The sequence below is a fragment of the Serratia sp. CY47280 genome, assembly GCF_052168655.1.
Lineage (GTDB): Bacteria > Pseudomonadota > Gammaproteobacteria > Enterobacterales > Enterobacteriaceae > Serratia > Serratia bockelmannii.
In genome coordinates, this window is sequence record NZ_JBJNMG010000001.1 from 345,746 (window position 1) to 364,563 (window position 18,818).

The 18,818-nt window shown below is 57.4% G+C and carries 20 protein-coding genes and 3 tRNA genes; 7 read left to right on the plus strand and 16 right to left on the minus strand.

From position 1 onward, the window contains the following. Positions 1–7: 7 nt before the first annotated feature. Together sufE and ACJ8J4_RS01760 are read left to right on the plus strand one after the other, a co-directional pair. On the plus strand, positions 8–424 hold the full coding sequence (gene sufE / locus ACJ8J4_RS01755) for a cysteine desulfuration protein SufE (RefSeq protein WP_025302647.1): 417 nt from the start codon (positions 8–10) through the stop codon (positions 422–424). Positions 425–720: 296 nt separating this feature from the next. Beyond that, entirely contained in the window at positions 721–1,734 is a 1,014-nt protein-coding gene (locus ACJ8J4_RS01760; protein WP_025302648.1) for a L,D-transpeptidase family protein, read from the plus strand. 139 nt (positions 1,735–1,873) lie between these two features. Here the strand turns inward: ACJ8J4_RS01760 and ACJ8J4_RS01765 are convergent, their stop codons facing one another. The 7 genes from ACJ8J4_RS01765 to ACJ8J4_RS01795 form a co-directional block, all read right to left on the minus strand. Continuing rightward, on the minus strand, positions 1,874–2,110 hold the full coding sequence (locus ACJ8J4_RS01765; protein WP_004931354.1) for a major outer membrane lipoprotein: 237 nt from the start codon (positions 2,108–2,110) through the stop codon (positions 1,874–1,876). A 308-nt stretch (positions 2,111–2,418) separates the two neighbouring features. Further along, the gene (pykF, locus tag ACJ8J4_RS01770; protein WP_025302649.1) at positions 2,419–3,831 is read right to left on the minus strand and encodes a pyruvate kinase PykF; all 1,413 of its coding nucleotides are present in this window, start codon (positions 3,829–3,831) and stop codon (positions 2,419–2,421) included. A 393-nt stretch (positions 3,832–4,224) separates the two neighbouring features. Further along, complete coding sequence (locus ACJ8J4_RS01775; RefSeq protein WP_025302650.1) at positions 4,225–4,530, minus strand: cupin; 306 nt, start codon at positions 4,528–4,530, stop codon at positions 4,225–4,227. A gap of 121 nt (positions 4,531–4,651) precedes the next feature. Then, a tRNA-Val gene (locus ACJ8J4_RS01780) sits at positions 4,652–4,728 on the minus strand. A gap of 20 nt (positions 4,729–4,748) precedes the next feature. After that, positions 4,749–4,825, minus strand: a tRNA-Val gene (locus ACJ8J4_RS01785). Positions 4,826–4,845: 20 nt separating this feature from the next. Next, positions 4,846–4,922, minus strand: a tRNA-Val gene (locus tag ACJ8J4_RS01790). A 181-nt stretch (positions 4,923–5,103) separates the two neighbouring features. Further along, complete coding sequence (locus ACJ8J4_RS01795; protein WP_043141143.1) at positions 5,104–6,480, minus strand: MATE family efflux transporter; 1,377 nt, start codon at positions 6,478–6,480, stop codon at positions 5,104–5,106. 239 nt (positions 6,481–6,719) lie between these two features. Between ACJ8J4_RS01795 and ACJ8J4_RS01800 the strand changes: the two genes are divergently transcribed. Then, a complete protein-coding gene (locus tag ACJ8J4_RS01800; protein ID WP_025302652.1) occupies positions 6,720–7,370 on the plus strand; it encodes a riboflavin synthase in 651 nt (216 codons plus the stop codon). Between the two features lie 54 nt (positions 7,371–7,424). Next, a complete protein-coding gene (locus ACJ8J4_RS01805) occupies positions 7,425–7,718 on the plus strand; it encodes an I78 family peptidase inhibitor (RefSeq protein ID WP_016927929.1) in 294 nt (97 codons plus the stop codon). Positions 7,719–7,791: 73 nt separating this feature from the next. On the opposite strand, the gene cfa is transcribed toward ACJ8J4_RS01805, so the two are convergent. Both cfa and punC read right to left on the minus strand, forming a co-directional pair. Beyond that, positions 7,792–8,943: a cyclopropane fatty acyl phospholipid synthase gene (gene cfa / locus ACJ8J4_RS01810; protein WP_043141148.1), complete on the minus strand. Its 1,152-nt coding sequence runs from the start codon at positions 8,941–8,943 to the stop codon at positions 7,792–7,794. 343 nt (positions 8,944–9,286) lie between these two features. Beyond that, positions 9,287–10,498 carry a purine nucleoside transporter PunC gene (punC, locus tag ACJ8J4_RS01815; RefSeq protein WP_264383922.1) on the minus strand — a complete coding sequence of 404 codons (1,212 nt, stop codon included), beginning with the start codon at positions 10,496–10,498 and terminating at the stop codon, positions 9,287–9,289. Between the two features lie 123 nt (positions 10,499–10,621). Between punC and punR the strand changes: the two genes are divergently transcribed. Then, complete coding sequence (gene punR / locus ACJ8J4_RS01820; protein ID WP_025302655.1) at positions 10,622–11,566, plus strand: DNA-binding transcriptional activator PunR; 945 nt, start codon at positions 10,622–10,624, stop codon at positions 11,564–11,566. On the opposite strand, the gene purR is transcribed toward punR, so the two are convergent. Then, on the minus strand, positions 11,563–12,588 hold the full coding sequence (gene purR / locus ACJ8J4_RS01825) for an HTH-type transcriptional repressor PurR (protein ID WP_025302656.1): 1,026 nt from the start codon (positions 12,586–12,588) through the stop codon (positions 11,563–11,565). The genes punR and purR overlap by 4 nt on opposite strands. A gap of 324 nt (positions 12,589–12,912) precedes the next feature. On the opposite strand from purR, the gene cydH reads away from it, so the two are divergent. Then, the gene (cydH, locus tag ACJ8J4_RS01830; RefSeq protein WP_019455989.1) at positions 12,913–13,002 is read left to right on the plus strand and encodes a cytochrome bd-I oxidase subunit CydH; all 90 of its coding nucleotides are present in this window, start codon (positions 12,913–12,915) and stop codon (positions 13,000–13,002) included. A 61-nt stretch (positions 13,003–13,063) separates the two neighbouring features. Here the strand turns inward: cydH and sodB are convergent, their stop codons facing one another. Together sodB and ACJ8J4_RS01840 are read right to left on the minus strand one after the other, a co-directional pair. Continuing rightward, positions 13,064–13,642 (minus strand): superoxide dismutase [Fe], encoded by a 579-nt coding sequence (gene sodB, locus ACJ8J4_RS01835; RefSeq protein ID WP_004931333.1) that lies wholly within the window; start codon positions 13,640–13,642, stop codon positions 13,064–13,066. 198 nt (positions 13,643–13,840) lie between these two features. Then, the gene (locus ACJ8J4_RS01840) at positions 13,841–14,659 is read right to left on the minus strand and encodes a C40 family peptidase (protein WP_043141154.1); all 819 of its coding nucleotides are present in this window, start codon (positions 14,657–14,659) and stop codon (positions 13,841–13,843) included. Positions 14,660–15,075: 416 nt separating this feature from the next. On the opposite strand from ACJ8J4_RS01840, the gene ACJ8J4_RS01845 reads away from it, so the two are divergent. After that, positions 15,076–15,423, plus strand: a complete 348-nt coding sequence (locus ACJ8J4_RS01845) for a Grx4 family monothiol glutaredoxin (RefSeq protein ID WP_004931329.1) — start codon at positions 15,076–15,078, stop codon at positions 15,421–15,423. Positions 15,424–15,491: 68 nt separating this feature from the next. Here the strand turns inward: ACJ8J4_RS01845 and rnt are convergent, their stop codons facing one another. The 4 genes from rnt to ACJ8J4_RS01865 all read right to left on the minus strand — a co-directional run bounded on the left by rnt (position 15,492) and on the right by ACJ8J4_RS01865 (position 18,812). After that, positions 15,492–16,175, minus strand: coding sequence for a ribonuclease T (gene rnt / locus ACJ8J4_RS01850; protein ID WP_016927925.1), 684 nt, complete (start codon positions 16,173–16,175; stop codon positions 15,492–15,494). A gap of 79 nt (positions 16,176–16,254) precedes the next feature. Further along, positions 16,255–16,662: a lactoylglutathione lyase gene (gene gloA, locus ACJ8J4_RS01855; protein WP_004931325.1), complete on the minus strand. Its 408-nt coding sequence runs from the start codon at positions 16,660–16,662 to the stop codon at positions 16,255–16,257. Positions 16,663–16,997: 335 nt separating this feature from the next. Then, positions 16,998–18,101, minus strand: coding sequence for an alkene reductase (locus ACJ8J4_RS01860; RefSeq protein ID WP_197826572.1), 1,104 nt, complete (start codon positions 18,099–18,101; stop codon positions 16,998–17,000). 87 nt (positions 18,102–18,188) lie between these two features. Next, the gene (locus ACJ8J4_RS01865; RefSeq protein WP_394853078.1) at positions 18,189–18,812 is read right to left on the minus strand and encodes a TetR/AcrR family transcriptional regulator; all 624 of its coding nucleotides are present in this window, start codon (positions 18,810–18,812) and stop codon (positions 18,189–18,191) included. Between the last annotated feature and the right edge of the window lie 6 nt (positions 18,813–18,818).

An 18,818-nucleotide genomic window follows, 5' to 3' on the forward strand; every position in this document is an offset into this window, starting at 1 on the left:
GATCCCCATGGCGAATTTGCCGGACAAAGATAAATTGGTGCGTAATTTCTCCCGCTGTCTGAACTGGGAGGAGAAATACCTGTACGTGATTGAACTTGGCGCCAAGTTGCCGCCGCTGGACGAGGCCGAGCGGCAGGCCGGCAACCTGATTTCCGGCTGTCAAAGCCAGGTGTGGATCGTGATGCGTCTCGATGAGCAGGGGCAGGTCGAGTTTCACGGCGACAGCGATGCGGCGATCGTCAAAGGGCTGCTGGCGGTGGTGTTTATTCTGTATCGTCAATTAACGCCACAACAGATCGTCGATCTCGATGTGCGGCCGTTTTTCGGCGAACTGGCGCTCAGCCAACATCTGACGCCTTCACGCTCGCAGGGGCTGGAGGCGATGATCCGTGCCATTCGCAGTAAAGCGGCGCAGCTGGCCTGATCCTTAACGCCTTTCTCCTCAAGGCTCATTGATATATTCGCTTTGTCAATGAGTCTTTACAATCCGTTGTTTTCCCCAGGAACCATCCCCCAATTCAGTGATATTTCAGCAGCTTACCTATTGACGTTTCGTTGACAATCAACGACGGCGATTACGTTATAACGTGTTGATTTTTAGAGAACTTATTGCCTTTGATGCCAGCGTTGCTAGTATTAATCAGGTATTGTCTGATTTACCCACCGTCGGGCGCTCGTTAGCCTTGGGGGCGAACCGTCATAAAAAATATAGGGATGATAATGAAACGTGCGTTGAGTTTAATGGGCATGGTCTTCGCCACCGTACTGGCCGGCACGCAGGCCGCCAGTGCGACCGAGTACCCGCTGCCGCCGCCAGACAGCCGTCTGATCGGTGAAAACACCACTTATACCGTGCCAAACGACGGCCGTCCGCTGGAGGCGATCGCCGCCGACTACAAGATTGGCCTGCTGGGCATGCTGGAAGCCAACCCTGGCACCGACCCGTTCCTGCCCAAGCCAGGCACGGTACTGACCATTCCGACCCAAATGCTGCTGCCTGACACTAAGCGTGAAGGGATTATCGTCAATCTGGCCGAGCTGCGTCTTTACTACTACCCGAAAGGCGAGAACAAAGTGATCGTCTATCCGATCGGCATCGGCCAGACCGGGATGCACACGCCGCTGGAAGTGACCTCCATCAGCCAGAAGATCCCTAACCCGACCTGGACGCCCACCGCCAACATCCGCAAGCGCTATCAGTCCCAGGGCGTGACGCTGCCTGCAGTGGTGCCGGCCGGGCCTGAGAACCCGATGGGGCTGTTCGCCCTGCGTCTGGCGATGGGGCGCGGTGAATACCTGATCCACGGCACCAACGCCAACTTCGGTATCGGCATGCGTGTCAGCTCCGGCTGCATTCGCCTGCGTCCGACGGACATCGAAGCGCTGTTCAATCAGGTGCCGCGTGGTACACGGGTGCAGGTGATCAACGATCCGGTGAAGATTTCGGTTGAGCCGGACGGCAAACGCTATGTGGAAGTGCACCAGCCGCTGTCGCGGGTAGAAAGCGACGATCCGCAGACCATGCCGATCGCGTTGTCTAAAGCCGAGAAAGCCTTTGCTGCGGATGGTCAGACCGATCGCGCCGTGTTCGATAGCGCGGTTGTACGCCGTTCTGGCATGCCGGTGCTGGTCAACGTAGGGGAGAGCCCGTCTGAGGTGAGTTTAACGCCTGCAGCGGCGCCTGCGGCGAATAAGAGCCCATTCAAGGCAGCGCCAATCAGTTCGGTGAACTAAGTTTGCAAGATTGAGCGGTCGAAGAGGGGTTCAGCGTGCTGAACCTCTTTTTTGCCCGCTATGCAGGAAAAATCAGTCCAGGATACAGGCGAAAAAAAACGGCGCACAATGTGCGCCGTTTTCAATAACCAAAGCTATCTTACTTTTTGTAAGCGTGAGCTTGGTTGTCCAGACGCTGGTTAGCGCGTGCTGCGTCGTCTTTAGCAGCTTGAACGTCAGAACGCATTGCGTTCACGTCGTTGCTCAGCTGATCAACTTTAGCGTTCAGAGTCTGAACGTCAGAAGACAGTTGATCGATTTTAGCGTTGCTAGAGCAGCCAGCCAGCAGAGTGGAACCCAGGATTACCGCGCCCAGTACCAGTTTAGTACGATTCATTATAACACCCTCTAGATTGAGTTAATCTCCATGTAGCGTTACAAGTATTACACAAACTTTTTTCGAAAGAGAATAATTTTTTAGTGTTGAGGTGCTTTATTTTGATCGTTCGCTCAAACTTGCATCTGGTTTTACAAATTAGTTAAAAAAACGAGGGAAAACAGCCGGCTTCCATGGGACTACTCCGATTCTTTATTAGCTAAATAATGAGCGGTCCGCGGTTGCGTTTTGAGAAAAATAGGTTACTGCTGATAAAAAAAACGCCGCAAAGCGGCGTTTTGATCAAGGCAATTATGTCACGTTTTATATTACAGCACGTGTACCGAGGCAGTGTTGGTGGTGCCGCTCGGCACCAGCGCGCCGGAAACCATCACCACGACGTCGCCTTTTTGCGCCAGGCCGCTGGCCAGCGCGGCTTCTTTACCGATGCGGTAGAAGTCGTCGGTAGAAGCGATTTCCTTGACCATCTGCGGGATGACGCCTTTGCTCAGCACCAGCTGATGCGCGGTAGTCTCATTGGTGGTCAGCGCCAGGATCACCGCGTTCGGGAAGTATTTACGCACGGATTTCGCTGACTTGCCGCCGCTGGTGGCGACGACGATCAGCGGCGCGTCCAGTTTCTCGGCGGTTTCAACCGCGCCACGGCACACCGCTTCGGTGATGCGCAGCTTGCGGCGATCGTTCAGGGAGTCGATGCGGCTTGGCATCACGCGATCGGTGCGCTCGCAGATGGTCGCCATGATGTTGACCGCTTCCAGCGGATATTTGCCCTTGGCGCTCTCGCCGGACAGCATGACAGCATCGGTACCGTCCAGGATGGCGTTGGCAACGTCGCCGGCTTCCGCACGGGTAGGGCGCGGGTTTTTGATCATGGAATCGAGCATCTGGGTGGCGGTGATCACCACTTTTCGCGCACGGTTGCATTTTTCGATCATCATCTTCTGGGCGAAGATCACTTCTTCGACCGGGATCTCCACGCCCAGATCGCCGCGGGCAACCATGATGCCGTCGGACGCTTCGAGGATTTCGTCGAAGTTGTTCAGGCCTTCCTGGTTCTCGATCTTGGAGATGATCTGGATCTGCTCGCCGCCGTGCGCTTTCAGGTGCTCGCGGATCTCCAGCACGTCGGAACGTTTACGGATGAAGGACGCCGCCACGAAGTCGACGCCTTGCTCGCAGCCGAAGATCAGGTCGCGTTTGTCTTTTTCGGCCAGCGCAGGCAGCTGGATGGACACGCCCGGCAGGTTGACGCCTTTGTTCTCGCCCAGGTCGCCGTTGTTCAGCACCTTACAAACGACTTCGTTCTCGGTCACGTTGGTGACTTCCATGCCGATCAGGCCGTCATCAACCAGCACGGTGTTACCGATCTTCAGGTCGGCGGCGAAGCCGGCGTAGGTGACCGCTACGCGATCGCTGTTGCCGATCACACTCTGGTCGGTGGTGAAGGTGAAGGTTTGGCCGGCGACCAGCGAGGCGTCTTTACCGCCTTCCAATTTCATGGTGCGAATTTCCGGGCCTTTGGTATCCAGCAGGATGCCGGCGTTGATACCGGTTTTCGCCATCACGGCGCGCATGTTCTTGATGCGGTTGCCGTGCTCTTCATAGTCGCCGTGAGAGAAGTTGAGACGCATCACGTTCATGCCCGCATTGAGCAGGTTGGTCAGCATTTCTTCCGATTCGGTTTTTGGACCGATGGTACAAACAATTTTGGTCTTTTTCATGGCGGAGTTTTCTACAAGTTGTGATGGATAAAAAAACGAATTTGACCGGCGCTATTTACGCCGATAGGGAATTTGAGCCGTGCCTGGTGGTGAAAAACATAGTTAAGGATAGGTGACGACAGTTGAAGTGGGGCGGAAAAATTCAGCCCGCGCGGGGGCGCGGAGATGCTGCGCAACGGGGTGAGATGAAATCGTGTTGTTATTGCGTTTTCGCAGATCAAGGGCTGAAACCATTCAACTGATAGACGTTGCGCATTATAAAGGCTAAGCGGCGGGAAACAAAATAAAAAACCGCAGCGGTGTGGCGGATATGTCAAAACGGGGGCAAATGTGGCGCAAATGCAACGCGTTGCGTACAGTTTGTTGCGCAAATAACCTTGCTGTAAATATGGCTTAGCGCGTTTGCGGGATTTCCAGCAGCACGCCGGCGCTCAGGCAGAAGCAGCCGCTGGCGACGTTGGCCGGCAGGATTAGGCTCTCGCCGGCCCGTACTGTCCGCGTATCGCCGCCGAGGGTGAACTCGAATTCACCCGATATCACCCGGGTTTGCAGCGCATGCGGGGGCTTTTGCAGTTGGCCAAAGGCGCCGGCCTCGAAACGCACTTCCGCCGCCGGCGAACCGTCGCTCATCACCCCTTCACGGCGGGCAAGGCCATTGTCGAGCGGTAAAAAGGCGGTTTTGGCGGTGAAGGTGGTCATGTGGCGTTCCTGATGGTGGATGGCGGTAGTTCGGCGCAATCGACATGAGAAATCGAGCGGTCGAGCAGAGACGAAACAACGGGAAGTATAACGCGATAGGGGGAGAGATAAATCAGCAATATGGTGCGTCCGAGTGGACTCGAACCACCGACCCCCACCATGTCAAGGTGGTGCTCTAACCAACTGAGCTACGGACGCACTGCACTGCTTCTGGAATTTGGTGCGTCCGAGTGGACTCGAACCACCGACCCCCACCATGTCAAGGTGGTGCTCTAACCAACTGAGCTACGGACGCACTGTACTGCTTCTGGAATTTGGTGCGTCCGAGTGGACTCGAACCACCGACCCCCACCATGTCAAGGTGGTGCTCTAACCAACTGAGCTACGGACGCATCTTTTCCTGTCTGTCATGGCTGACAGCGGGGACGAATATTAACGAGCTACCTGCGCGCTGGCAAGGGGAAAAGCGCAATTTTATTCGGTATTTCACGCGATTGCTGAGGTTGTGCGCAGTCCGGCGTTTTTTTCCGCAAACCGCAGCCCGGCCGGGGATGAAACCGGCCGGGAGCGGATTCAGCGCGTGGATCGCTGCAGGATGACGGCGGTCGGCTGTTTCTGCAGCCAGCGCATACGCAGCGCCATCATGATGGCGGCGAAGGTCAGGCCAATGATAAAGCCGATCCAGAAGCCGCTTGGCCCCATTGCCGGCACCACCACGTCGGTTAACGCCAGCAGATAGCCGCTCGGCAGGCCCAATACCCAATAAGCGATAAAGGTGATGAAGAAGATCGCTCGGGTGTCTTTATAACCACGTAGCACGCCGCTGCCGATCACCTGGATCGAGTCCGAAATTTGGTACAGCGCCGCCAACAGCATCAGCTGCGAGGCCATAGCCACCACCGCCGGGCTGTCGTTGTACAGCAGAGCGATCGGTTCGCGCAAGGTGGCGGTAAACAGCGCGGTGCAGACGGCCATGGTGATGCCGACGCCGATGGCGGAATAGGCGGCGACGCGCGCGCCTTCGACCGAGCCTTCCCCCAGACGATAACCGACGCGGATGGTGGCGCCGACGCCCAGCGACAGCGGCAGCACGAACATCAGCGCGCTGAAGTTAAGCGCGATCTGGTGGCCGGCGACCGCGACGATCCCGAGCGGCGAAACCAGCAACGCCACCACGGCGAACAGCGTGACTTCGAAGAACAGCGCCAGCGCCACCGGCATGCCGATGCCGATCAGGCGCTTCAGCGCCGCCCAGTCCGGGCCGCCGAGATCGCCGGCCTGGCGTTTGATGTCGCGCTGCGACGGCGCGCGCTTCACGTACCAGCGCATCATCAGGAACATGATCCAGTAGACGCTGCCGGTGGCGACGCCGCAGCCGACGCCGCCGAGTTCCGGCATGCCGAACTTGCCGTAGATGAAGATGTAGTTGATCGGGATATTCACCAGCAGGCCGAGGAAGCCGATCACCATGCCGGGCTTGGTTTTAGACAACCCCTCGCACTGGTTGCGCATCACCTGGAAGAACAGGTAGCCCGGCGCCCCCCACATGATGGCGTGCAGGTAGCCGACGGCTTTATCCGCCAGCTGCGGATCGATGTTGTGCATCATGTCGATGACGAACTTGCAGTTATACAGCACGACGATCAGCAGTACAGAGACGCCGGAGGCCAGCCAAAAACCCTGGCGCACCTGATGGCCGATACGATCGCGGCGGCCGGCACCGTTGAGCTGAGCGATAACCGGGGTCAACGCCAGCAGCAGACCGTGGCCGAACAGGATGGCCGGCAGCCAGATTGAGGTGCCGACCGCCACCGCCGCCATGTCGGTGGCGCTGTAAGCGCCGGCCATGATGGTATCCACCACGCCCATAGCGGTTTGCGATATTTGCGCGATAATGACCGGGATAGCGAGAGCCAATAAACTACGCGCTTCAATTAAGTACTTCTGCACGCATACACCTTTTCTATTTATATATGTGGGAGGGAGGGCTGCCGCGAGAGGACAACAATTAAAATAGCGGAATTTTGTCAAAAAGATTGTACCTGCTCGGCGTCGTTAAGCAAACGCCGCAGATAAATAGTTATTAAATGCGCAGCCATTCCTTTTTTACCGTCGCGGATTTGGTTTTCAGCGCCAACTGGGGCAAACTGCCGGTAGCGTTTTAACCTATTTAGCAAGAAGAGGCACATATGTTCACCGGTATCGTACAAGGCACCGCGCCGCTGGTCGCCATTGATGAGAAACCCAATTTCCGCACCCACGTGATCGAAATGCCTACCGAGCTGCTGCCGGGGCTGGAGCTGGGCGCGTCGGTGGCCCATAACGGCTGCTGCCTGACCGTCACCGCGGTGGAAGGCAACCGCGTCAGCTTCGATTTGATCAAAGAAACGTTGCGCCTGACCAACCTCGGCGATCTGGCGCTGGGCGACATCGTCAATATCGAGCGCGCGGCGAAGTTCAATGATGAAATTGGCGGCCATTTGATGTCCGGCCATATTATCTGCACGGCGGAGGTGGCCAAGATTTATACCTCGGAAAATAACCGGCAGGTATGGCTGCGCATGCCGGATGCGGAATTGATGAAATATGTGCTGCACAAAGGTTTCATCGGCATCGACGGCATTAGCCTTACCATCGGCGAAGTGGTGAATAACCGTTTCTGCGTGCACCTGATCCCGGAAACGCTGGATCGCACCACGCTGGGTAAAAAACGCCTCGGCGACAAGGTGAACATCGAGATCGATCCGCAAACGCAGGCGGTGGTGGACACCGTCGAGCGCGTGCTGGCCAACCGGGAAGCGACGCTGGCGGCGGCGGTGGCGCCGGCGCACAAAGACTGACAGCGATTCGGGCGTTGCCGCCGGAATCGAATCATAAGCAGAGAGGAGAAACGCGTGAAGTTTTATGGGAAAACGTTGTTGTTAACCGCGTTGCTGGCGCTGAGCGCCTGCAGCAGTTCGCCTGAGCAGGGCGCGGGCGCGCAAATGGCCGATGCGGACGATACCTGTGGCGCATCACAGTATCAAAACTTCGTCGGCAAACCGATGACCTCGCTGGAAGGCGTACGGATCGACGCCAAGGTGCGAGCCATTCCGTACAACTCTGCCGTCACCATGGATTTCAACCTGCGCCGCCTGAACTTCCTTGGCGACAGCGACGATAAAATCATCCGCGTTTACTGCGGCTAAGCCGTACGCTTCGAACGAGCAAAAAAGGCCCCGGCGATGTGACTACCGGGGCCTTTTTTGTCGGGCAAGTGGCTTAGCGGGCGACGCGGATGCCGCCTTCAACGCCTTTCGGGCTGAATACCACCTGCCACAGTTGCAGATCGCGCGCCCGGAACGCGCCGGCGCAGGCGTTCAGGTAATAGCTGAACATCCGCTCGAAGCGTTCGGAGTAGCGCGGGGCAAGCTGCGGCCACGCCTGTTTGAAGCGCTCGAACCAGGCCATCAGCGTGCGATCGTAGTCGGCGCCGATGTTGTGCCAGTCTTCCATCACGAAATGGCCTTCGCTGGCTTCGGCGATATGGCTCACTGAAGGCAGGCAGCCGTTCGGGAAGATATATTTGTTGATCCACGGATCGACGTTCATGTCGGTTTTGTTGGAACCGATGGTGTGCAGCAGGAACAGGCCGTGCGGCGCTAAATTGCGTTCTACCACATTGAAATAGGTGCGGTAGTTTTTCGGCCCGACGTGCTCGAACATGCCGACCGAGACAATGCGATCAAACTGCTGATGAAGATCGCGATAATCCTGCAGCAGGATCTGCACATCCAGCCCGGCGCAGCGAGCCTGGGCCAGTTTCTGTTGTTCGGCGGAAATGGTCACGCCGACCACCGACACGCCGTAATGCTTCGCCGCATAGGCAGAGAGGCCGCCCCAGCCGCAGCCGATGTCCAGTAAGCGCATGCCTGGCTGCAGCTGCAGTTTTTCGCAGATCATCCGCAGCTTCGCTTCCTGCGCTTCCTCCAGCGTGGTGGCGTCTTTCCAGTAGCCGCAGGAATACTGCATGTAAGGATCGAGCATCAGGGTAAACAGATCGTTGCCAAGATCGTAATGTTCTTTGCCGACGATCCAGGCGCGCTTTTTCGATTGCAGGTTGGTCAGGCGCGCGGCGGCGATCCGCAGGGTATCTTTCAGGTGGTGGGGAAGTTTCTTCTCCAGCCCGGCGCTGACCACGCGCTGGAAGAATATATCCAGCCGTTCGCACTCCCACCAACCGTCCATATAACTTTCGCCGAGGCCCAGTGACCCTTGTTGCAAAACGCGTTTAAAGAATTCGGGATTTTTAACCTGAATATCGAAAGGGCGCGATCCATTGATTTCGATACCGGCCAGACCGAGCATTTCGTGCGCGATGCGATACCACTGGTTATCCTGGATGCTCAGATCTTCTATACACGATGAACTCATAGCTTCTCCATCACCTTCTTCTGACTGATGACCCGTTAGGAAACAGCTTAGACAATTTCTGCGGGTGCATACGTATACCGACGGGAAATAAGCCCGCGGCGTCTGATATCCGACTATGAACAGAGGAAATTTAAAGAAACGACCCGACGCAAATGGCGCAGGATAAACGCCTCTTTAAAAAAGAGTGTGACGCAAGACGCGTACACAAGAGCTAATTGAGATATAGAGATTATAAGGTGTTACTTTATAAAGTTGTTTTTGAGTATAGGCGTGCCGAGGCGTTGACTCAACTGTAAATCGCACTCGGCGCGCATATTCTTTAAGTGATTATTAAGCTTGGCAATTATGACGCTGAGTTAGCATGTTTCCGCTGCGTCTTTTGCTGCGCATCGCCCGCTTTTCCCCGCTGGAGGAAATAGCCCAGCGCGGCGAGGATCACCGTAGACACCATCACCGTCACCGTCGCCAGCAGCGGCTGGGCAATAAACGCCGACACCATCATGCTCGCCACAAAACACAGCCCCAACTGCAGCGTATTTTGCAGCGCGGCGGCTTTGCCGCTGCTTTCCGGGAACGGCATCAGCGCATTCGCCACCATGATCGGGTAGCCCGCGCCGTTGACCAGCGCCATCACGCAGAACGGGATCAGCAGCGTGGTGAGCGTCGGAGTGGTTACGGTCGCCACCAGATACAGCGCCACCATGCTGACACCATAAGCTACCAGCAGCCACGGCAGTAGGGTTTTGCCATTGATGCGTTTGAGCGCGGCGCGGCAGCCATAGCCCCCCAGCAGGAAAGCCAGCGTCTGCGGCACATAGCTCAGACCAATGTCGCTCGGGCCATAGCCCATATCACCAAGGATGAACGGCGAGCCGGTCAACCAGGCAAAGAAGCCGGCCGAGCAGGCGGCGTACATGGCGACGTTGCCGCTGAACACCGGGGATTTCAATAATTGCCAAAAACTGACGCTGCTTTTTGGCGCATCGGCAGAGGGTTGAGTTTTGGCGCGATCTTTGAGCAGCAACGTCGGCAGCAGCAGCAGGGCGGTGATGGCCAGCAACACGGCGAAGATCGCACGCCAGCTGGCGTGGTTAAGCAGCCAGGCGCCAAGCAGCGGCGCCAGCGCTGGCGACAGCGCGACCAGCGGCATGATGGTGGCGAATACGCGATTGGCCTGGCCTTCGCGATAGCGGTCGACCACCAGCGCTTGCCAGATGGCGGCGGCGGAACAGACGCCGACGGCCTGAATAAAGCGCAGTATCCAGAGCTGCACGGCATTTTCCACCCACAGCATGCCCAGGCAGCCGAACGCGAACAGCGTCAGGCCAATCAATAATACCGGTTTGCGGCCCAGCCGGTCGGAGAGCGGCCCCCACAGCAGCTGCGCGAAGGCGAAGCCGGCCAGAAATATGCTCAGGCTGACGCTGACCGCGCCGGCGGAAATTTGCAGTTCCTCCCGCATGGCGCCAAAGGCGGGCAGGTACATATCGGTCGCCAGATAACCCAGCATGCTCAGGCCGGCGAGATAGAACATAAAACCAAAGGAGTTTCGCATGGTATTTCTCGTTAATATTTTAGTGTCGCAGGTTTTTAGCGCCGGCCAGTGTATCCGGCTGGATCTCTGCTTGTGAAACGGTAATATTTGCAAAGTGCTGTTAAAAAAATTGAAGGCAAAGCGATGTGGTCTGAATATTCTCTTGAAGTGGTTGACGCGGTGGCGCGCACCGGCAGTTTCAGCGCGGCGGCGCAGGAGCTGCACCGGGTGCCGTCGGCGGTGAGCTACACCGTGCGGCAGTTGGAACAATGGCTGGCGGTGCCGCTGTTTGAGCGGCGTCACCGTGATGTGGAGCTGACGCCGGCCGGCGCGTTATTTATCAAGGATGCGCGAGCTGTTATCAAAAAAATGCTCGACACACGCCGCCATTGTCAGCAGGTGGCTAACGGGTGGCGCGGTCAGCTGAATATCGCCGTGGACATCATCGTCAAACCGCAGCGCAGCCGCCAACTGGTGCTGGATTTCTACCGCCATTTCCCCGACGTTGAACTGATGTTGCAACCCGAGGTGTTTAACGGCGTGTGGGATGCGTTGGTGGACGGCAGGGCGGATATGGCGATTGGCGCCACCCGCGCGGTGCCGGTCGGCGGCGGCTTCGCCTTTCGCGACATGGGGGATATGAACTGGCTGTGCGTGGTCAGCCCGCAGCACCCGCTGGCGCAATTGGCAGGGGCGTTGAATGACGATCGGCTTAGGCCGTACCCTGCGCTTTGTCTGGAGGACACTTCGCGCAATCTGCCCAAGCGTGTCACTTGGACGCTGGATAACCAGCGGCGGCTGGTGGTGCCGGACTGGACCTCGGCGTTCGACTGTCTGTGCGCCGGGCTGTGCGTCGGTATGATGCCGGCGCATCTGGCGCTGCCGCGGGTGCAGCGCGGTGAGTTGAAGGCGTTGCAGCTGCAGCAGCCGTTTCCCGCCAGCCCGTGCTGCCTGACCTGGCAGCAGGATAAACCGTCACCGGCGATGAGCTGGCTGCTGGCGTATCTGGGTGATGGAGAGACGTTGAATCAGGAGTGGCTGAGTGAGGTGGAGCCGGAAGCTGCGCAGGCTTCCGGCGCGGGGGATTAGCGGCGGTAGTCGATGAACGGGCCGTCGGCGACCGAGCGGCGTTCGATCAGCTTCGGATGCACTTCGATCACCTGCGACTCTTCGCGCTTGCTGATGATGCGATCTAGCAGCATGGTGAAGGCCATTTCGCCCAGGCGCTCTTTCGGCTGGTGAATGGTGGTCAGCGCCGGGGTGAAGTAGCGGGCGTTGCGCACATTGTCGTAGCCGATCACGGAAATATCCTGCGGCACGCGCAGGCCCAGCTCGTCGGCGGCGCAGATGGCCCCCATCGCCATGATATCACCGCCGCAGAATACCGCGGTCGGCCGCTGTTTTTGCGACAGGATTTGGTGCATCGCCTTATAGCCGGACTCCGGCTCGAAGTCACCCTGGACGATCCACTCTTCGCGAATGTCGATATTCGCTTCCTGCAGCGCCTTCATAAAGCCCTGGTGACGGCCACCGCCGGTGTTGCGTGACAGTTGGCCGGGAATGGCGCCGATATCGCGGTGGCCGCGCTCGATCAGGTAACGGCCGGCCAGATAGCCGCCTTCGAACGCGTTATCGATGATGGTATCGGTGAAGTCGCCGCGCGCGGCGCCCCAGTCCATCACCACCATCGGGATGTTACGGTAGTCTTCCAGCATGCCCAGCAGCTGATCCGGATACTCGGAGCACATGACCAGCAGGCCGTCGACGCGCTTTTGCGCCAGCATCGCCAGGTAGGCGCGCTGCTTGTCGAGATTATTGTGCGAGTTGCACAGGATCAGGGTGTAGCCTTTGCTGTAGCAGCTGTTTTCCACCGCCTCGATCACTTCGGCAAAGTAGGGGGCTTCGCTCGAGGTGGCCAGCAGGCCGATCGACTTGGTGTGATTGACTTTCAGGCTGCGCGCCACGGCGCTCGGCGAGTAGTGCAGCTCTTTAATGGCGGCCCACACGGCCGCTTTGGTCTCTTCGGCGACGAAACGAGTCTTATTGATGACGTGCGAAACGGTGGTGGTGGAAACGCCCGCGCGTTTGGCCACATCTTTAATCGTTGCCATGTAAGGAATGACTCCTGAACTCACATGTTTACAGCATGTAAGTGTGATGTTAATCGTTTGCCTACGTAGATCCTTCTCCAGAGAAGCGAAAACTGAGTTTTTAGTGTGTTGAAGTCTTCAGCGCTTAATCAGGAGGGGCATGAATGCCGGTACGCAGTTGTGAACTGCGAATTTTGTCGCATATTGAACAAAAGTGGAAGAGGTAATCGAGATTATAAACCGGGAAATGATAACAAGATTTTATCGGCGAACTGTGGGAAAATGATTTGACGTACTAATTGTGCGCCTTTTATCCTTAGGAAAGCCCATTTTAAAGGAGTTGTCATGGATACCGAATTGAAGATGTCGCTGTTCACTACCGTCTGCGCGCTGGCGGTCATTATCGCTTTCAGCTTCGTTGCCGCGTTGAACTGATTTACCCCCGGTTATAAAAAAGGCGCAGCCAGGCTGCGCCTCATCACCTCAGAACCTGCGCTTACGCCAGGTTTTCCGCTGCGAAGGTCCAGTTGACCAACGCCCAGAAGTTTTCCAGGTATTTTGGACGCGCATTGCGGTAATCGATGTAATACGCATGTTCCCACACGTCAACGGTCAGCAGCGGTTTGTCTTCACCGGTCAGCGGGGTGGCCGCGTTGGAGGTGTTGACGATCGCCAGCGCGCCGTCCGGTTTTTTCACCAGCCAGGTCCAGCCGGCACCGAAGTTTTTCACTGCGGCATCGGTGAACTGCTCTTTGAACGCAGCGAAAGAGCCGAAGGATTTGACGATCGCTGCCGCCAGTTCGCCCTGCGGTTCACCGCCGCCCTGTGGTGACAGGCAGTGCCAGTAGAAGGTGTGGTTCCACACCTGCGCGGCGTTGTTGAAGACGCCGCCGTTAGAGGTCTTGATGATCTCTTCGAGCGATTTGCCCTCGAACTCGCTGCCTTTCACCAGGTTGTTCAGGTTAACCACGTAGGTGTTGTGGTGCTTGCCGTAGTGGTATTCCAGGGTCTCGGCGGAGATGTGCGGCTCGAGCGCGTTTTTCTCATACGGTAATGCAGGTAATTCAAACGACATTGCTTCCTCCTTTACAGCGCCATTCGCCTCTCGCCGGGCGAGAGTCATATGGGCCGTTTTTTATTGTGGTCATTCAATCTTAACAATTTTCATCATAAAAAACAGGAAGAAAAGCGAGAAATGCGCGTGGGGAGGTGCGATGGGCGATAGCTTGAGCAGGCGGTTGCGACCGGGGCCGCAACCGCACAGAGCAGGGAATTAACGGATAGTTTTCGGCGTTACTACGCGGCGTGCGCCGATGTAGTGGTTCTGCCAATAGTCGTTGTCGAGCTGGCTGATGCGGATCTCTTCACCGGTGCGCGGTGACTGGATGAATTTGCCGTTGCCGAGGTAGACGCCAACATGGTCCGCCACGCCGCGGTTGTTGATGCGGAAGAACACCAGATCGCCGCTTTCCAGTTCGCTTTTCTTGATCGGCGCCGCGTCGCGCAGGTGATACATCTCGTTGGCGGTGCGCGGCATTTTGATTTTCACCACGTCTTTATAGGCGTAATAGATAAGGCCGCTGCAGTCGAAGCCGGTGCGCGGCGAACTGCCGCCCCAGCGATAAGGCTTGCCCATCTGATCCATCAGCTTGGCCATCGCGGTCTGCTTGGCGTGTTGGTAGCGTTTTTTGTGCGCCGGGCTAAGTTTTAACGGCTTCTCGTCACGCACCAGTTTAGCGGTGGCCATACCGGCTTCGCGGTGGCGACCATAGCCTTTTTTATAGCCCTTCTTCGGCGGGGTGACTTTAATCTTGGCAGTTTTCTGCGCTTTGGCCTTGGGTTTGGCGCTGGCGATCTTTTTCGCGCTTTTCTCGCTTTTCGCCTTGGCGGTCTTGGTTTTTTTCGCGGGGGCCGTCACTTTGGCTTTTTTAGCGGCTTTGTCCGCTTTCTTTTTTCTGCGGTCATCGGGCCGCGCTTCATTAGCATGGCTTTTACGCTGCTCGGCGGCAACACGCGCCTGTGGCGCAGCGTGCGCCAAATTGAAGAAGAGCTGCGTAAACAGCAGCGCAAAGAGCGTAAGAATTAAACGCATGTCGACGTCACCAACCTTGGCCCCGAAGCGGATATCGAAAGAGTTACAGTATTCCCGAATTTCGCCATATAAAACAGCGAAGAACTCATAAATAATAATCCATATTGTGAGAAAACGTTAATGACATTTTTTTTGTTTCAAAATCAGCCTGTTGGTGTATAAAAAAGCGCCAGTCGGCGGTGGCGGATATAATTAAGTCGCGCCGTCATCGCGGCGCAATATATTAGTGAAATGGTCGGATTAAAAATGTTATTCTCAACGTATGTTTTGACCGGAATGACGTGGCCGGTGAAACGCGATCGGCGGCGGGCGAATATCCTTGCAAAAGATGGCGTTTTCTTGCGACTGTTCCAGCCGCTACAATAGCCCGCGTGATGCATGTTGTAGCCATGAAATGTGGCTTGAGGAAGCAATAAATGACGACGACACTTGAAAAAATTCAGCACCAGATCGCTGAAAACCCGATTCTGCTGTACATGAAAGGTTCGCCAAAGCTGCCGAGCTGTGGCTTCTCCGCGCAGGCAGTGCAAGCGCTGTCCGCCTGCGGCGAGCGTTTCGCCTACGTGGATATTCTGCAAAACCCGGACATCCGCGCCGAATTGCCAAAATACGCCAACTGGCCGACGTTCCCGCAGCTGTGGGTAGACGGTGAGCTGGTCGGCGGTTGCGATATCATTATCGAAATGTATCAGCGCGGCGAACTGCAGCAGCTGATCAAAGAAACGGCAGAAAAGTATAAAGCGCAGGAAGACCAGCAGTCTTAATCGACAGGCTTGTGGTTATCGCGTAACGGGCGGCGCCAGTGCAAACTGGGCCGCCTTTTTTGTTGGGCTTATTCAGCGAGATCGCCGGCGGGCAGCGGCCAGCCGCCGAGACGTTTCCAGCGGTTAACCAGCTCGCAAAACAGCAGGGCGGTTTGCTCGGTGTCGTACAGCGCAGAGTGCGCCTGGCTGCTGTCGAACGGCATACCGGCGGCGATGCAGGCTTTCGCCAACACCGTTTGGCCCAGCACCAGGCCGCTCAGCGCAGCGGTGTCGAAGGTGGCGAACGGATGGAACGGATTGCGCTTCAGGCCGGCACGTTCGGCCGCGGCCATCAGGAAGCTGTGATCGAAGTTGGCGTTGTGCGCCACGATAATGGCCCGGTTGCACCCGCGGTCCTTGAGCCCTTTGCGCACCGCTTTGAAAATGGCGTGCAGCGCGTCGTATTCGCTGACCGCGCCGCGCAACGGGTTGTGCGGATCGATGCCGTTAAACGCCAGCGCTTCCGGCTGCAGGTTGGCGCCCTCGAAAGGCTCCACGTGGAAGTGCAGGGTCTCGTCCCGCTGCAGCCAGCCATCTTCATCCATTTTCAGCGTCACGGCGGCGATCTCCAGCAACGCATCGGTATTGGCGTTGAAGCCGGCGGTTTCAACATCTATTACTACGGGATAAAACCCACGAAAACGACCACTCAGGGCGTTAAGATCACTTTTTTCGGCCATCAGTTTCTTATCTTCATCGAATGCAGCGCGCATTATGGCAAATTTTGCGCCCGGTTGCAGGCGCTATCGCGCGGAGAATCAGCAGGGCGCCAGCGCGCCCTGAAGGGGTGGCTTAATGGCCGAGGCCCTGACCGGCGTGTTTGTTTTCGATCAGCTCAATTTTGTAGCCGTCCGGATCTTCGACGAAGGCGATCACCGTGGTGCCGCCTTTCACCGGGCCGGCTTCGCGGGTGACCTTGCCGCCTGCGCGACGGATGCTGTCGCAGGTGGCGGCAACGTCGTCTACGCCCAACGCCAGGTGGCCGAAGGCGGTGCCCATGTCGTAGCTGTCGGTGCCCCAGTTATAGGTCAGTTCGATAACCGCGCCTTCGCTCTCTTCCGTATAGCCGACGAAAGCCAGGGAGTATTTGTACTCCGGGTTTTCGCTGGTGCGCAGCAGACGCATGCCTAATACCTTGGTGTAAAAGTCGATGGCACGTTGCAGGTCACCGACGCGGATCATGGTATGGAGTAAGCGCATAATTCCTCTGAATTGACTGTGCCGTGGCAGACGGCGGGTGGATTGAAGCACAAGCGAGTATAGCCTTGTCCTACAAGGGAATTCAATGTGACGAATGAGTGACAATGTCACATGTCGGGGTTGGAGCGGTGGTGTTTAAATATTGATCGAGCGTACCGATCGATACGAAGTAATTGATCTGCACAATCAATTATCAATTCCCCACATAACCGTGTAGAAATTGAACTGCAGCATAAACAACACCAGGGAACCCCGGCCCGCCTTGTGCGGGCCTTTTTGCGCGCGGCGCATAAAAAACGGCCATGCGATTGCGTGGCCGTTGGGGTCAGGACGGGTTACTTCGTCAGAAACGGATAGTCGGTATAACCTTCGGCGCCACCGCCGTAGAAGGTTTCCGGCTTAGGTTCGTTCAGCGGGGCGTGCTGACGGAAACGCTCGACCAGATCCGGGTTGGCGATATAGCTGCGGCCGAAGGCCACCGCGTCGATGAAGCCTTTTTCGATTAACGCTTCGGCTTTTTCGGCGGTGTAGGCGCCAGCGCCGACGATCACCCCTTTAAAGTGGGCGCGCACCGAGTCGCGGAAGGCGTCGGAATACGGCTTGCCACCGGCCCAGTCCGGTTCGGAGATGTGCAGGTAAGCGATGTTGCGCTTATTCAGCTCTTCCACCAAATACAGCGCCGCTTCTTCCTGATCTTCGCCGTTGTCCAGCCCGTTGAACGGCCCCAGCGGCGAGATGCGGATACCGATGTGTTCGGAACCCCATTCGGCGATGGTGGCATCGACCACTTCCAGCGTCAGGCGGGTGCGGTTCTCGATGCTGCCGCCGTATTGATCGGTACGTTGGTTGGAAGCCGGTGACATGAACTGGTGCAGCAGATAGCCGTGGGCCGCATGCAGCTCGATGAAGTCGAAGCCGGCGTCACGCGCGTTGGCGGTCGCCTGGCGGAAATCGTTAACGATGCCCGGGATCTCGCTGGTTTCCAGCGCGCGCGGCGTAGAGGTCGGCACGCGCACCCAGGCGCCGGTTTCATCACGCACGGTGGTGCGGGTGTCGGCGTTGATGGCCGAAGGCGCGACCGGCGCTTGCCCGCCCGGCTGCAGGCTGGCGTGGGAGATGCGGCCTACATGCCACAGCTGTACGGCGATGTGGCCGTTTTTGTCGTGTACCGCCTGCGTGATGTGTTTCCATGCGGCGATCTGTTCCGGGGTATGCAGGCCTGGCGCACCGGCGTAGCCTTTCGCCTGGAAGGAGATCTGCGTCGCTTCGGTCACGATCAGGCCGGCGCTGGCGCGCTGCGCATAATATTCCGCCATCAGTGGCGTAGGAATATCGCCCGGTTCGATGCTGCGCAGACGCGTCAGCGGAGCCATAAACACGCGGTTGGGCAGGGTGACGGCGCCAACCTTCAGCGGAGAGAGCAATTTTTCAGTCTTCATAGTGCATCCTGTATTTAATAGACCGGTCGTCTAGTGGTGGGCGATAAAAAAACACGAACTGCATTTTCACGAAAAAAGACGGTGGTGTTACGGCTGCTGCGGCGGGCGCAGCAGCAACTCGATGCTTTCCAGCGCGCTGGTTAACGGCGCCAGCGAATGGCGGATCTTGGCGCGCAGCGAGGCGCCGAGCCACAGTGAATACAGCGTTTCTGCGGTCGCCGCGGGGCTCATGGCCACCGACAGCGAGCCCTCTGCGATACCGCGCTCGATGGCCTCCTGCAAGTGGCCGATCACGCGAGCGGTGCCCGTTTCCAGCGCATGGCGCATTGGTTCCGACAGATCGCTCACCTCGGCGGAAAGCTTCACCGCCAGGCAGGCGTTATGGCATTCGCTGCGGCAGTGATAGCTGATAGCCTGGGCGTAATAGCCGAGCAGCTGGTGGCGGGCATCGCCGCGTCTGTCGGCAAACAGCGCCTGCATCTGTGCGTCATAATGCGTGAAATAGCGTTGCAGCATCGCTTCGCCGAAGGCTTCCTTCGAGCGAAAATAGTGGTAGAACGAGCCTTTCGGCACGCCCGCGGTAGCCAGCAGTTCGCTCAGCCCCATGCCGGTAAAGCCCAGGCGCAGGCTGAGGGTTTCGCCGGTGGCGAGCAGATGTTCACGTGTATCCACGTTGCAATGCGTTGATTTGGTCATCATGGCGCCGAGCATAATAGA

What these genes read in the sequence shown, in the direction of transcription:
- sufE (WP_025302647.1), top strand. Translation starts at nt 8, where the DNA reads ATGGCGAATTTGCCGGACAAAGATAAATTGGTGCGTAATTTCTCCCGC.
- ACJ8J4_RS01760 (WP_025302648.1), top strand. Translation starts at nt 721, where the DNA reads ATGAAACGTGCGTTGAGTTTAATGGGCATGGTCTTCGCCACCGTACTG.
- ACJ8J4_RS01765 (WP_004931354.1), bottom strand. Translation starts at nt 2,110, where the DNA reads ATGAATCGTACTAAACTGGTACTGGGCGCGGTAATCCTGGGTTCCACT.
- pykF (WP_025302649.1), bottom strand. Translation starts at nt 3,831, where the DNA reads ATGAAAAAGACCAAAATTGTTTGTACCATCGGTCCAAAAACCGAATCG.
- ACJ8J4_RS01775 (WP_025302650.1), bottom strand. Translation starts at nt 4,530, where the DNA reads ATGACCACCTTCACCGCCAAAACCGCCTTTTTACCGCTCGACAATGGC.
- ACJ8J4_RS01800 (WP_025302652.1), top strand. Translation starts at nt 6,720, where the DNA reads ATGTTCACCGGTATCGTACAAGGCACCGCGCCGCTGGTCGCCATTGAT.
- cfa (WP_043141148.1), bottom strand. Translation starts at nt 8,943, where the DNA reads ATGAGTTCATCGTGTATAGAAGATCTGAGCATCCAGGATAACCAGTGG.
- punC (WP_264383922.1), bottom strand. Translation starts at nt 10,498, where the DNA reads ATGCGAAACTCCTTTGGTTTTATGTTCTATCTCGCCGGCCTGAGCATG.
- punR (WP_025302655.1), top strand. Translation starts at nt 10,622, where the DNA reads ATGTGGTCTGAATATTCTCTTGAAGTGGTTGACGCGGTGGCGCGCACC.
- purR (WP_025302656.1), bottom strand. Translation starts at nt 12,588, where the DNA reads ATGGCAACGATTAAAGATGTGGCCAAACGCGCGGGCGTTTCCACCACC.
- cydH (WP_019455989.1), top strand. Translation starts at nt 12,913, where the DNA reads ATGGATACCGAATTGAAGATGTCGCTGTTCACTACCGTCTGCGCGCTG.
- sodB (WP_004931333.1), bottom strand. Translation starts at nt 13,642, where the DNA reads ATGTCGTTTGAATTACCTGCATTACCGTATGAGAAAAACGCGCTCGAG.
- ACJ8J4_RS01840 (WP_043141154.1), bottom strand. Translation starts at nt 14,659, where the DNA reads ATGCGTTTAATTCTTACGCTCTTTGCGCTGCTGTTTACGCAGCTCTTC.
- ACJ8J4_RS01845 (WP_004931329.1), top strand. Translation starts at nt 15,076, where the DNA reads ATGACGACGACACTTGAAAAAATTCAGCACCAGATCGCTGAAAACCCG.
- rnt (WP_016927925.1), bottom strand. Translation starts at nt 16,175, where the DNA reads ATGCGCGCTGCATTCGATGAAGATAAGAAACTGATGGCCGAAAAAAGT.
- gloA (WP_004931325.1), bottom strand. Translation starts at nt 16,662, where the DNA reads ATGCGCTTACTCCATACCATGATCCGCGTCGGTGACCTGCAACGTGCC.
- ACJ8J4_RS01860 (WP_197826572.1), bottom strand. Translation starts at nt 18,101, where the DNA reads ATGAAGACTGAAAAATTGCTCTCTCCGCTGAAGGTTGGCGCCGTCACC.
- ACJ8J4_RS01865 (WP_394853078.1), bottom strand. Translation starts at nt 18,812, where the DNA reads ATGCTCGGCGCCATGATGACCAAATCAACGCATTGCAACGTGGATACA.